General features: G+C 64.6%; 15 protein-coding genes and 1 pseudogene. 14 read left to right on the forward strand and 2 right to left on the reverse strand.

Features of this window, described 5'->3' with window-relative positions; translation table 11 throughout:
* Positions 1–404 precede the first annotated feature (404 nt).
* From MKAN_RS30915 to MKAN_RS28385, 4 genes and pseudogenes are all read left to right on the forward strand, one after another.
* A pseudogene (locus MKAN_RS30915) lies at positions 405–476 on the forward strand (NrdH-redoxin); the annotation flags it as partial.
* Between the two features lie 110 nt (positions 477–586).
* A complete protein-coding gene (locus tag MKAN_RS28375; protein ID WP_051404594.1) occupies positions 587–1,711 on the forward strand; it encodes a tyrosine-type recombinase/integrase in 1,125 nt (374 codons plus the stop codon).
* Positions 1,712–1,950: 239 nt separating this feature from the next.
* Positions 1,951–4,206 (forward strand): tyrosine-type recombinase/integrase, encoded by a 2,256-nt coding sequence (locus MKAN_RS28380; RefSeq protein ID WP_162951659.1) that lies wholly within the window; start codon positions 1,951–1,953, stop codon positions 4,204–4,206.
* Positions 4,203–4,781, forward strand: a complete 579-nt coding sequence (locus MKAN_RS28385) for a hypothetical protein (protein ID WP_023363530.1) — start codon at positions 4,203–4,205, stop codon at positions 4,779–4,781. The genes MKAN_RS28380 and MKAN_RS28385 overlap by 4 nt, the downstream gene beginning before the upstream one ends.
* A gap of 89 nt (positions 4,782–4,870) precedes the next feature.
* Here MKAN_RS28385 and MKAN_RS28390 read toward each other — a convergent pair whose 3' ends face one another.
* Positions 4,871–5,272: a PAS domain S-box protein gene (locus tag MKAN_RS28390; RefSeq protein WP_041803533.1), complete on the reverse strand. Its 402-nt coding sequence runs from the start codon at positions 5,270–5,272 to the stop codon at positions 4,871–4,873.
* A gap of 269 nt (positions 5,273–5,541) precedes the next feature.
* Here MKAN_RS28390 and MKAN_RS28395 point away from each other — a divergent pair, with 269 nt between their 5' ends.
* The 5 genes from MKAN_RS28395 to MKAN_RS28410 are packed head-to-tail and all read left to right on the forward strand — an operon-like array spanning position 5,542 to position 8,277.
* Entirely contained in the window at positions 5,542–5,757 is a 216-nt protein-coding gene (locus MKAN_RS28395) for a glutaredoxin domain-containing protein (protein WP_051404596.1), read from the forward strand.
* A gap of 33 nt (positions 5,758–5,790) precedes the next feature.
* On the forward strand, positions 5,791–6,084 hold the full coding sequence (locus MKAN_RS29050) for a hypothetical protein (RefSeq protein ID WP_007172414.1): 294 nt from the start codon (positions 5,791–5,793) through the stop codon (positions 6,082–6,084).
* A complete protein-coding gene (locus MKAN_RS28405; RefSeq protein WP_007172415.1) occupies positions 6,084–7,370 on the forward strand; it encodes a toprim domain-containing protein in 1,287 nt (428 codons plus the stop codon). Before MKAN_RS29050 ends, MKAN_RS28405 begins: the two co-directional genes overlap by 1 nt.
* Positions 7,367–7,537 (forward strand): hypothetical protein, encoded by a 171-nt coding sequence (locus MKAN_RS30920; RefSeq protein ID WP_007172416.1) that lies wholly within the window; start codon positions 7,367–7,369, stop codon positions 7,535–7,537. Before MKAN_RS28405 ends, MKAN_RS30920 begins: the two co-directional genes overlap by 4 nt.
* A gap of 23 nt (positions 7,538–7,560) precedes the next feature.
* A complete protein-coding gene (locus MKAN_RS28410; protein WP_007172417.1) occupies positions 7,561–8,277 on the forward strand; it encodes a chymotrypsin family serine protease in 717 nt (238 codons plus the stop codon).
* On the opposite strand, the gene MKAN_RS30925 is transcribed toward MKAN_RS28410, so the two are convergent.
* A complete protein-coding gene (locus MKAN_RS30925; protein ID WP_023363534.1) occupies positions 8,253–8,411 on the reverse strand; it encodes a hypothetical protein in 159 nt (52 codons plus the stop codon). The two genes, MKAN_RS28410 and MKAN_RS30925, sit on opposite strands and share 25 nt — an antisense overlap.
* Before the next feature lie 338 nt (positions 8,412–8,749).
* On the opposite strand from MKAN_RS30925, the gene MKAN_RS28415 reads away from it, so the two are divergent.
* The 5 genes from MKAN_RS28415 to MKAN_RS28435 all read left to right on the forward strand — a co-directional run bounded on the left by MKAN_RS28415 (position 8,750) and on the right by MKAN_RS28435 (position 12,418).
* Positions 8,750–9,289, forward strand: coding sequence for a hypothetical protein (locus MKAN_RS28415; RefSeq protein ID WP_007172419.1), 540 nt, complete (start codon positions 8,750–8,752; stop codon positions 9,287–9,289).
* Between the two features lie 407 nt (positions 9,290–9,696).
* Positions 9,697–10,092 (forward strand): hypothetical protein, encoded by a 396-nt coding sequence (locus tag MKAN_RS28420; RefSeq protein ID WP_007172420.1) that lies wholly within the window; start codon positions 9,697–9,699, stop codon positions 10,090–10,092.
* Positions 10,093–10,121: 29 nt separating this feature from the next.
* The gene (locus tag MKAN_RS28425; protein ID WP_023363536.1) at positions 10,122–10,535 is read left to right on the forward strand and encodes a hypothetical protein; all 414 of its coding nucleotides are present in this window, start codon (positions 10,122–10,124) and stop codon (positions 10,533–10,535) included.
* Positions 10,536–10,957: 422 nt separating this feature from the next.
* Complete coding sequence (locus tag MKAN_RS28430) at positions 10,958–11,320, forward strand: hypothetical protein (RefSeq protein WP_023363538.1); 363 nt, start codon at positions 10,958–10,960, stop codon at positions 11,318–11,320.
* 120 nt (positions 11,321–11,440) lie between these two features.
* On the forward strand, positions 11,441–12,418 hold the full coding sequence (locus MKAN_RS28435; RefSeq protein ID WP_007172422.1) for a DUF3560 domain-containing protein: 978 nt from the start codon (positions 11,441–11,443) through the stop codon (positions 12,416–12,418).
* The last annotated feature ends 251 nt before the right edge of the window (positions 12,419–12,669 follow it).

Here is a 12,669-nt window from a genome sequence, read left to right on the forward strand (position 1 = left end):
TATCGAAGGAATACGGTAATGAGTCACATCTGTGGTTGGCGCATGGTGAATGAAAGGCGAACGTGGATAGGCATCACTGGCGAGTATGTTGTCGCGCTACGGTTACCGCCAGATCGTCCTGGGCGAGAATCAGCCTGAATCTGTATGTAGGGTTCCGGTTGGCTCAAAGGCGAGCCGTAGTCGGCGCTGGCCGCCTCAACGAGGCTGGTAGTACACGCTTTCTCCTCACCGATGTTGAGCAGAGCTCACCGCCCAAGAGAATGGCGCATACGTGTCGGGAAGCAGCTCCAAAGAATGTCGATAAGTGGTCGAATTTCTTTCTCCCGGCTATGGCATAAGGACAATCACGGCAGTAATATTGAATTATCAATCGCAGCACCAACCATTTGCGAAGGAGGCTCGTAATGTCCCCGATCACTGTTTATACAAAACCTGCCTGCGTGCAGTGCAACGCGACTTTCCGGGCGCTGGATAAAATTATCTGCCTGCCAGGCGCTCATCGAGGCACATTCGGTCTTGGCAGTCTGGTATGACACGCCTCAGTGTTATCCGCTATGTCGTAGGTGACGGCATTTACGTTCGGCACATGACTACTTCATTTATCGCTGAACGGGCTGTGTCCGATGCCGGCGGTGCGGCTCGCTATGTGATTGCCTCAGATTCGTACTTGCTGCACCGTGAGGGGTCGGCGTATCTTGCATCGCTGCGAGCTCAGGGCCGTTCCGCTAACACTGAGCGAACCTATGCCGGCCGGGTAGCGTTGTTTCTCTCCTACTGCTCGTCGACCGGAATTGATTGGCGAGCAATCGAATTCATCGAACTCGGGCAGTTCCTGCATTGGTTGGCCGCGACACCGCCTCGGGGTAGTGCACGGTTGCGCTCGGCGCATACGGCCAACCACATCATGACCACGGTGTGTGAGTTCCTGCGGTTCGGGGCAGCCCAGGGATGGGTGTCGGTCGAACTCGTCGAACGACTGGCCACGCCGCGGCATATCCGGTACTTGCCTGGCTACGACCAGGGCGAAAACGCGCAGTTTTCCGTAGTGCAGGTCAAGACATTGCGGTTGCCGGCCACGCTTCCAGAGACCCGCAGCCTGATGCTCGAGCAGGTCGAGCAGCTGATCGAGGCCACGACCAATGCACGTGACCGATTGCTGGTGGCGCTATTAGCGGTGAGCGGTATGCGCATCGGTGAGGCGTTGGGACTGCGCCGCGAGGACTTGCACTTGTTGACGTCCTCGACGGGTCTGGGCTGTTCGATCGGCGGGCCGCACGTTCATGTTCGGCGACGGATGAATGAGAACGGTGCGATCGCCAAAGCGCGTTGTCCGCGCTCAATTCCGATACCGGCCGAGCTGGTCGGGTTGTATGCCGACTACCAGCATGAGCGCGACGACGTCGCGGCTGCAGCGGATTCCGACATGGTGTTTGTCAACATCTACCGGCCGCCGCTAGGTGCCGGGATGCGCTACGGCAACGCCTACGCCCTGTTCGGGCGGCTCTCAAGCCGTGTGGGATTCACCGCGCACCCGCACATGCTGCGCCACACCGCCGCCACGGAGTGGATGCAAAACGGTGCAGCGCGAGACACCGTGCAGCGCCTGCTGGGGCACGTCTCGGCGATGTCGATGGAGCGCTACCTGCACCCAACCGACGCCACCAAACGGCGGGCGGTCGAGCTGGTTGCAGCGAAGTGGGCGATCCGATGATCGCATCGACAGCACAGCAGGTTTCCGTCGAATCTCCTGACCAGCCGTCGCCCGCGGTTGACTGGATGACCTGGTTACGCCGTAACACTGACGTCAGGTGGCGCCCCCGGGAGTGGGATCACTCGATGTGGTTGTTCATCGGCGATCTGAGCCATCCGCAGACCGTTACCAGGCCGTGCAGTGCTTGCGGGATCGCCCTTCGCAGTTCGGGTATGTGCCGGCAGTGCCGGCTGGCGCATATGGCGTCAGGGTTGCCGCTGGAAGCCTTTTCGGCCACCTACGTGCCCCCGGCGCGCAAGCACCGGCCCGGTGAGCGCCGGCCCGGCACGTGCCTGGTATGCCGCGACGGTGTCCGCTGCGCACGGATGCCGCTTGCCAAGGGGCTCTGTGAAGACCACCAGGTTCGCTGGCACGTCTACAAACGCAGCAGGCGCTCGCCCAGCCTCAGGCACTGGGCCACCACGGTCGCCATGCCCCACGATGCGCTGCCGGAGTGTCTGGTCGTGGGCTGCGAGCTGGAATCGTCCTGCACTACAGGGATTTGCACCTTGCACCGTAACCGGTATCGAAGCAGCGGCAGCCGGTCCTCCATCAAGCAGTGGGCCAGCACCCAAACGCCACATCTTGCCGCCAACATGTTCTCCCTCGTCCCCCTTGCTGATCAGATGCGGTGGGAACTTCTCTACGCCCTGCAGCAGCGCGACGCTCGCAATGGACGAATCGACCCGAACGCGATGCGCACTGTGGTTGTCACGCTGGGTCAGACACCAAGCCTGGCAACGATATTCGGAACCACGAAGTTTGAACGGCTGCAGACCCGGCAGGTCCGAAACGCCAACGCCGGTGCTCACCTGTTCGAGTTCGGCCGCACCTTGCACGATGCCTACGAGCAAGTGAGCGGACGAGCTCACACCGATCGGCAGGTTTGGGATCTGGTCACCCTCGGCCTGACCTACGATCCCGCCAGGCATGGCGGCAGCCGCCGACGCAAGGGCGCACTGGACTTCACCCCAATCACCGTGAGCTGGCTCAACGACGTGACCCGTCGATGGGCCCAAGCCGAGATCGGCCGCATCCCCACCTACGTCATCGTCGAAACCATTCGAGCCGCCGCGGCCGCCTCCGCCGGCCTGGCCACGCGACCCGGTGGGGGCGAGGACCTGACCGCGCTGCAGGTGACAGACATGGACGCCGTCGTCGAATCATTTCGCACCTTACGACGCCTCGACGGCGCACCACTGACCGTCCAGACCCGACGGATCCTGTTCAGCCGATTCAGCGACCTACTCGACTACGGCCGCGCCATCGGCCCGCTGCGCGATCTGCCCAGCGGGTTCATCCGCCAACGCCACCACTCCATCACCGATACCGAATCACCGAACGAAGAGCGCGCGCGACAGGGATTACCCGAGCACGTCATCAGGCTGCTCGACGACAACCTCGATGCGCTGGCCCGCGGCAGACTCCACAGCAGCCTGACCGACGAGCAGGTCAGCCGGATGTTCCGCTGCGTCTACGTCCTGCTGCGAGACACCGGCCGCCGGCCCGGAGAAGTCTGCCAACTGCGTGCCGATTGCCTCGTCGAGGGATCCGAGCCCGAACTGCTCTGGGACAACACCAAAGGCAAGAGGATGGGCCGCCGGCTGCCGATCACCCAACAGACCGCCGCGGAAATCCGCGCCTGGCAACAGATCCGTTCCGGCGCCTATATCGCCCTACCAAGCGCCGACTACCTGTTTCCCGCACGCACATCCCACGCGCCGATTCCACACTTACGCACCCAAACCGTCGGTGACGCGCTGCGCAGCTGGGTCAGCTGGATCAACGACAACATCGCCGACCCCACCGGTCAGACACGTCCACTCGAAGGCATATCGGTTTACCCGTACCTGTTTCGGCACAGCTACGCCCAACGTCACGCCGACGCCGGCGTCCCCGTTGACGTTCTACGGGATCTGATGGACCACAAACACATTGCGACCACGATGGGCTACTACGACATCTCCCTGCGCCGCAAACGCGAAGCGGTCGCCACCATCGCGTCCCTGACCGTTGATCGACTCGGCGGCAACAAGCCATCCTCACGACGAGGCTACGAACTGCGGTCAGTGGCAGTGCCCTACGGCAATTGCATCGAGCCGTCCAACGTCAAAGCTGGAGGCCAGGCTTGCCCGATCCGATTCCAATGCTCCGGTTGCGGCTTCTACCGGCCCGACCCGTCCTACATCCCAGCGATCGAGGACCACACCCGAGCACTGAAGGCCAATCGGGAAACCGCACGAGCCATCGAAGCCGCTGACTTCGTCGTCGACAACCTCACCGCCGAAATCGACCAATTCGAGACCGTGATCACCGCCATGCGCGCCCAGCTGGATTCCCTTGACCCCGAACAGCGTCAACGGGTCGATGACGCTTCAGCGACCCTGCGCAAAGCCCGGGCAGCACGAACCAGCCCATCCATCCCCCTAACCGTCGTCGACAGGAGCACCCGATGACCGCACCCCGCACACCCGCCGGCGTCCTCAAAGAAGCCCGCCAACGGGACTCTCACCAAAAACGAGCCCGCGTCTTCGCCGCCGTCGACGAAATCAAACAAACCGAAACGCCCATCACGTTCGCCCTAATCGCACGAGCAGCAAAAGTATCAACCTGGCTGGTCTACGCCGACGGCGTCCGCGAATACATCCAAGCCGGCCGCGACTACCAAGCCGCACAACCGCACAGGCAACAACTGGCCGGCACCCGCGCCAGCGAGGCCAGCCTGCGAACCGACCTCGAACTCATCCGCCAAGACAACCGTGCCCTACGCGGCGAGATCACCCGACTCACCCAAGCCCTACGCGAACAACTCGGCCACCAACTCGACGACCAAAACACCACCCACCTACGCCTGCGAATCGAGGAACTACTACAGGCCAACCAGGAACTTCACAACGCGAACGCCGAACTGGCCGAAAACAACTTCAAGCTGCGCGACCAACTCACCGAGGCACAAGACGACCTCATCGCCGTCAGATCCAGCCTGCGACAAATGATCCGCGACACCACCGACCAAATGGAAACAACATGAACATCCCGCAGACACAAACCCGGCAATCGCACGGGCCAGGCCTGCAAACGAGTCCTCTGGCAGGCGAAGGCCACGACGGATCAGCCCCGTTACTGTCCGTCGTCCCACAACTGGTCGGTGAGGTCGTGAAAGGTCGCCAGGACCACTTCATCGTCGTGGCGCGCCATTGCGGACTTGCTCATGCTCGCCTGCACGATGAACCCGTCGCGATGAACCAGCTCGACAAGTTCATTTGCATACGCGCGCATCACCGTGACTACCGGCTGAATGTTGGGCAGGTTGTAGAAAATGCTGTGGAATTCCAGACCCACAAGCGCGTCTTGCGTGTGACCGAGCATGGTCGCGAACGCCGAGTTGACGAACACGATCATGCCGTCCGGCCCGATGGCAAGCACTGGGATCGGTATCCGCTCAAGTACCACCAGGGCGGGCAGCTCGCGGAGCGTGTCAGCAGGCGATTGGTCAGCCTGCCTGGGACGCCTTCGCTCCACACGCACATCGTTGCTGGGGTCGGCCGATGAGCGACCATCGCTACCCATTCGATTCCCTCCGACCACGAGCACCCCGAGCACCCTTGCCCCTTCGGGCGCGTCGGCAACAGATACGAGGGGCCTACCAGTCAGTAAAGAACATCAGCCATCCAGCGCGAGGGCTTTGTCACAAATTTCTGTCCTCGCGGTCCGTCCGCGCAGCGGCCCACTCACGGCCACATGCCATAGGTGCCTCAACTTCTTCATCCATGCCGCACCACACAAACACAATGATCACAGGGTTTCTTGCCTCCCTATGGCCCGTCAGGGATCAGATAAATAAAGAGGGAATCAGTTACCAGAAAGTCGACGTGACCGAGCACCCAGAGGCCCGCGAATACGTCATGAGTCTGGGCTATCTGGGCGCACCCGTCGTCTATGTCTCGCCCACGGTGCATTGGTCGGGGTTCCGCCCGGATCGCTTGGCCGGCCTGGCCGCCGCCTAACAGCTGCACCCCTGACCGAAAGGACTCACACCCATGCACACCGACACCGCGCTTGAGCAAGCCGTCGCCGAGTTCACCGAGCTCGACGCCATCGAGCGAATCGCTGAAACGCGAAGCCATCTGCTTTCCCACATCTCTACGGCAGTCAAGGCCCTGCAAGACGCGAGTGGCGCCTTGGCGCAGCTGCGCAGCAACAGCGTCTACGACGTCGAGTTTGTGGAGGGTCGCGATGGCCGCGATGTTGCCACCTTCCTCGACGAGAGCATTCGCCACACCCGTGCGGCCTACGCGGTGGTGCACACCGTTATCGATCAGGAGACACCGTGATGGCGAGCGCACACCAACTCCACAGTCCCGGAGCCGCTTTGGACCACGTGCGGGACGCCCTGCAAGCAGCGGGGCACGCCATCCGCCCGCGTGGTTCGGAGGCCTTCATGGCCAGCTGCCCCCTGCACACCGACCACTGCCCCTCGCTGTCGGTTGGGTGGCGAGAAAACACCCGCGCCGGCACTGGCGGTGCGGTCCTGCTGCACTGCTTTAGCTGCCAAGCCCCCGCGGCCGCCATCGCGGCCGCACTGGGTCTGCGCCTGGCCGATCTGTTCGACAACCCCAGCCCCGCAACCGGGCAACGCTGGCCTCGCGTCACGCAGCCCAGGGCCAGGCGAACTCCTGGGCCAGGGCCGTTACCCGCACGCATCACCGCGGGGCGCGAAGACACCAACCACCACTGGCGCCGGGCCCGGGTCTACACCTACCTGACCCCCACGGGAACCCCGGTGCAGCAGGTCGTCCGCGAAGAATGCGCATGCACTGGTCGACCCCACAAACAGTTCCGGCAGCGCTACCGCGACGGAGGCCAGTGGGTGTACCGCAAGCCGTACGGATTCACCCCGGTGTTATACCGGCCCGCCGCAATTGCGGCCGCAGCCACACGCGGCGCATGGATATGGGTCACCGAAGGTGAAAAAGACGCCGACACCCTGACTGCACTCGGCCGGCTGGCCACCACCAACGCCCAAGGAGCCGCCAACTTCCCCGCCGAACTCGTCGACGACTTCGCCGGACTCAAGGTCGCCATCGTCGCCGACCGAGACCTCGCCGGTTATCAGCGGGCGATCAACCTCTATGCACGCCTACGCAGCATCACTGCCCAAGTCGTGGTGCTCTTACCCGCCCTCGACGTCGACAAAGCCGACGTCACCGATCACGTCAACGCCGGCCTGTGGAACCGCGCCGAGCTTTTCGGAGGCCTTTCCGTCATCACGCCCGCCGAACTGCACACCTTGGCCGCGGCCGCCAAAGCCCGGGTGGCCGCCGAGCGTTTCGACGTCGCCCTGCAGGAAGCCCGCGCGCACCAGGACCGTCGCGGCCTGGTACCCGGCAGCGCACGCAACGCCGCACGATGGCTCGCCGAAGCCGCCGAACAACTGCGCACAGTGCAACACACCCACCAAGACCTGCACCACGACATCGGCGAGCAGCCCTCACCCAGGCAGCGCGCCGAGGCGGCCGCCATTGATGCCCTCCTCGAGCAGCTCACCACTGACTACCGGAACAACACACGCAGGCCAGCGATACACGCTGGCCATGATCGGTTGAAGGAGTCTGCATGACAACGCGTTTCGAGATCGCCATCACCAACCGCGCGGCCGCAGCCATCGCCGCAGCGCCGGGCCGGCCCGGGCCCGCCGCCAACACCGCCCGCGCCTGGATCGACAGCATGACCGCCCGCGCCCAACTACGCTCCGAGCGTCGCCTGCGCCACACTCGCGCCGCCTAACCCCCGGAAAGGTGACCCCACTCATGCACGCCATCACCCGCCGATTCGCCGCCGCCGCAGGGGTGCTCACCGCAGCAACTCTGGCTCTAGCCGGTCCACCCTCGGCACACGCCGCGCTAGCCGTGGTCAGCCCCGGCGAAGAGGTCGACTACATCAACCCCACCGGAGGCAACCAGTTCTGCACCATCGGCTACGTCTACACCGGCGCGGACCTGCACACCTACGCCATCACCGCCGCCCACTGCCGCTCTGACCCCGCGTCAGGCTATGCGCGCGACAAGCGAAGCGGACTCACCGGCAAGTTCGTGCGCACCATTTTCGAGTCGCCGCGCAGCGGCGGCGCCGACTACGCGCTGATCGACTTCAACACCAACTCCATGGCATCGGCCTTCATCGACGCCAACCACACGCTCTTTACCGACGACCATCCCGAACCCCAAGTCGGCGAAACTGTCTGCCGCATCGGAGTTTCCAGCGGACAGCACTGCGGACAAATCGCGGCCGCCCAAGGCCGAGACCAATACCTGACCACAGGGATGCCGCCCAGCATCCCCGGTGACTCCGGAGGCCCGGTGTGGACGCCAACCTCACAGGGTTACGCGCAAATCATCGGGATTTGGCTAGGTGAAAAAACCACCGCCGCCGGCCAACAGTACGGCCGCTTCGCCTCACTATCCAGTGGCCTTCGCGCACTTAGCGCGCCCGAACGACCCGGTCAAAACGCCAGCAATCCCGAGTAATCAGCTCGCGGATACGACACGTCGAAGCTCAACTCCGGTACCGGCCACTGCCCGGTCACCAACCAGGTCATCGCCGGCACCGCAACACCCTGCGGCCCCTTCATGAGGTCACGCGCGAAGGCCTCTTCAAACATCACACCAGCGTACAGCCGCTGGGACTGGCCACCTGCCGGTGGCCACCAAATCCGTAGCCCCTCACCCTTTTAAGCCGTCAGCGGGGCGCTCATGGTAAGCGGGTGGGGACCCCGACCGGTCCACCCACGCCCACACCGGGCCTCGCCGTGCCGAGTGACTGTTTTGGGTCCTAATGCCAGCTCGCCGAAGGGCGCTTCGCGCCGGCGAGCGCGGACCCAAAACCCGGCGAACACCCGCCGCGGGACTCGTCGGGGTGGACCGCCCACCCTCACCCGCTTACCCGCACCCCAGCGCTGACCAGCGCACCACATCACCATCCGAAACGGAGAACACACCAATGACGAAATCCGCCACACCCATTTACGTCACGCCGGCCGGCGTCATTACTCACAGCATCGTGTCCATCAAAGGCCAGCTCGAACCCGACATCACCGTGCACCACGCCCGCACCCCGTCCGCCCGTATCGGCATCACGGTCGGCGGCATGCACATGAGCCTGCAGAACTGCCAGACAGCCCAGGGCCTGCTCGAGGCCTTCGTCGCTGCGCGCACTCAGATGATCCATGTCCCCGCGGAAATCCCCACCGCTGGAGCCGTGGCCGAGGAGCCCGCCGGCCGCGCAGTGCTCGGCGTCGAGTGGACGAGGGCACCGGCTTACGCTGTCGTGGCACAGTCGGCGCTCAACAAGCTCAAGACCGCGAAACTGCACTGGGTCGAGCTCTACACCGGCCCGATCACCTGGCAATTGCGTGACCGCGCCGCGATCCTGTCGATGATCGACGCGTTTCGACAGGTCCACCGAGTGGCGATCGCGGTCTTCGCAGACGGTGAGCGCTACAAAGCCGATCCCACCGACGCCGACTATCGAGCGGCCTGAACACATTCCGGGCCCGGCCGCCTCTCCCATCGGGGGGTGGCCGGGCCCCCCTTTTCTTCCGGTCCGCTGAGGTGCCGGCGCGCCCCGCGCGACCGGACTGGCCACCTGCCGGTGGCCACCAAATCCGTAGCCCCTCACCTTATTTGCCGTCAGCAGGGGTCGCAGTCTAATCGGCCGGGGGCCCCGACCGGTCAACCCACGCCCACACCGAACTACGCAGGCCCAGTGACCTTTTCGGCCCTATGCCAGCTCGCCCCATGGCGCTTCGCGCCAGGCGAGCGCGGGCCGAAAACCCTGCTGCGTTCGGCGCGGGACTCTTCGGGGTTGACCGCCCACCCTCACCCGATTAGCCCACTCCCCCAGCGCTGACCAGCGCACCACATCACCGCACAGAACGGACAAACATCATGTGCTACAACCGCATCGCGATCCTGGCTGATCTGCGTAACCAACTCGTCAACGGGACCTGCAACCCCAGCCGAGGCCTCGCCGAGCTCGCCGCCCCACTCCTGGTCGACGACAGCTATAAGACCCTGCTCTACAAGATCGCCGAGCGCCGGCCGCTACGGGCCGCACTGCTGTGGGGCCGTATCGGCGATCACCTCAGCGGACAGGCCCGAATCGAAGCCCTCACCCTGGCCGCTGCGTTCGCCCTCAAAGGTGGCAATCCCGGCATCGCGGCCACGATCATCACCCGCGTCGACGTCGCGGTCCGCCGCGAGCACACCGAGACGCCGGCAATGATCGAGATTCTCAAACTCGACCACCGCATCCAAGCGCACCTGACCCACGTCGTCGCCTGAAACCACCTACCTCACACAAGGCATCCACCATGAGTAATCACATCGAATGGGGCCACGCCGCGGACAGCCTCTACACCCTGCACCCGCGCGAGCGGGCAATCGAGAAATTCCACCCCGAGGACGAAGATGCAGTCAGCGGGCCCTTCGTCCTGGGACTGTGGAACGGAAACGGCGACGGTCTCGCCCTGCAAGGAAGTCGCCGCGAAATCCTCGACTACCTCGGCCACGTCATCGCGCACGTGCGCCGCGAAACCCATCCCCGCCTTGAGCTCGACCAGGCCCTCAAACGACTGCACACGCTGCGAGAAGAACGCAGCGCGGTCCTCGATCACGCTAACTACAGCACCTGCGACGTCGCTCGACTCGACGAAGCGGAAGTCGACCTGCTCAACGACGTCGCCGAGGCCGCCGCTGAAGTCAACGCCGAGCTGCACCCGTACTAACCCAAGGACCTCTCCGGGCCCGGCCGCCTCTCCCACCACGAGGGGTTGGCCGGGCCCCCCCTTTTTCTTCCAGCTCACACGGTGCCGGCGCGCCCCGCGCGACCGGACTGGCCACCTGCCGGTGGCCACCAAATCCGTAGCCCCTCACCCTTTTTAAGCCGTCAGCGGGGCGCTCATGGTAAGCGGGTGGGGACCCCGACCGGTCCACCCACGCCCACACCGGGCCTCGCCGTGCCGAGTGACTGTTTTGGGTCCTAATGCCAGCTCGCCGAAGGGCGCTTCGCGCCGGCGAGCGCGGACCCAAAACCCGGCGAACACCCGCCGCGGGACTCGTCGGGGTGGACCGCCCACCCTCACCCGCTTACCCGCACCCCAGCGCTGACCAGCGCACCACATCACCATCCGAAACGGAGAACACACCAATGACCACTATCAGCACCCCAGACCCATGGGCCATCACCGGCCCAGACGAAGCCCAAGCACTGTCCTCCCCCGAGACGTCAGCACACGACCCACACAGGCACGAGCGGCACCGTGAAGACGACCGAATGGCCGACGTCGACGAGCTTGCTGTCCTGCAAGTCGCCAACGACGGGTTACGCCTGCCGCTGCGCGGCAAAGACCGTGACGAAGCCGTGCGACGCATGTATGGCCGAATCGACCCAGAGCTCATCGCCTGGCGCCTTCACACAACCTCGCGGACCGTGGCACGCGTCGCCTCGCGACTCGGGTTGACCCAAGGCAACGCCAGCCGAAACGTGCACCGACAACTCGTCACAGCGTGACAACGCCCTCACCACGAACTCGGGGCCCGGCCTGTTTCCGCATCACTCAGAAGCCGGCCGGGCTCTTTTCATCCCAACAACCCCACCCCTCAACCCGAAAAGACCAGGAGCACAACACCAATGACTATCGAAATCACCCACACCGCCGCTGAAGGAACCCTCGTACACGGCACCGCCCGCGGAGACGGCACCAACACCATCCTCAAAGCCGCCGGATTCCGTTGGTTTCGCACACTCGGTGTATGGGGTATCGCCGGCAGCCGCGATCGTCAACCCAACCGATACAAAATCGAGCGTGCCGCCGAATCGCTGCGCGCCGCCGGCCACACGGTAACTGTCGACGTCGACGACACTCATCGCCCCACAGCCGAGGCCGAAGCCGACCGCGCTCACCGCCAGGCGCAGCGCGCCGACGCCCTGGCCGCCAAAGCCGACCGCAAAGCCGCCGCCGCCTCGGCCGCCTGGGAATCCGAGCAGCGCGCCGTAGAGGCCCTGCCTCCCGGTGGAGAGCCGATCAAGATCGGCCATCACAGCGAGAGCCGCCACCGTAACGCGATCACCCGCGCCCACGACGCAACCCGCCGCGCGATTGACGCGACCGATCTCGCCCACCAGGCACAGGGCCGCGCACAGGCCGCCGCGACCACCACCGCTCACCGCTACAACCCGGTGACGGTGAAGAACCGCATCGAGAAGTTGGAAGCCGAGCAACGTGGCGATCAACGCATTCTCGATGGTTACCGTCGCGTCGTCGCGCGCACGGCCACCTACGAATACGTCGACGAGTTCGCCCCCGCCTCCGGGTCCTACCGTGAACAGGTGATCGCGCGCATGGCCCAACGTGGCGATCAAATCGCCTACTGGAAAGCGGTTTACGCGGATCTGCAAGCATCCGGCGCCGCCAACCCGCACAGCCGCGACAGCATCACCAAAGGTGACCTCATCAAGTATCGCGGCCACTGGTACCCCGTGGTTCGGGTCAACTCCAAAACCGTGTCGGTCCGCCGGCACGAGCTGGCCTCGTGGACCGACAGGATCGGCTACCACGAGATCTCCGGCCATCGCCCCGCCGGCGATACCACCATGACTGACGGATAACGGCATTCAGATCATTCCCGGGGCCCGGCCACTTCTCCCATCGTGAGGGGTTGGCCGGGCCCCCCTTTTTCTTCCGGTCCGCTGAGGTGCCGGCGCGCCCCGCGCGACCGGACTGGCCACCTGGCGGTGGCCACCAAATCCGTAGCCCCTCACCTTGTTTGCCGTCAGCTGGGGTCGCAGTCTAATCGGCCGGGGGCCCCGACCGGTCAACCCACGCCCACACCGAACTACGCAGGCCGAGTGACCTTTTC

Source organism: Mycobacterium kansasii ATCC 12478, assembly GCF_000157895.3.
Taxonomy (GTDB): Bacteria; Actinomycetota; Actinomycetes; order Mycobacteriales; family Mycobacteriaceae; genus Mycobacterium; species Mycobacterium kansasii.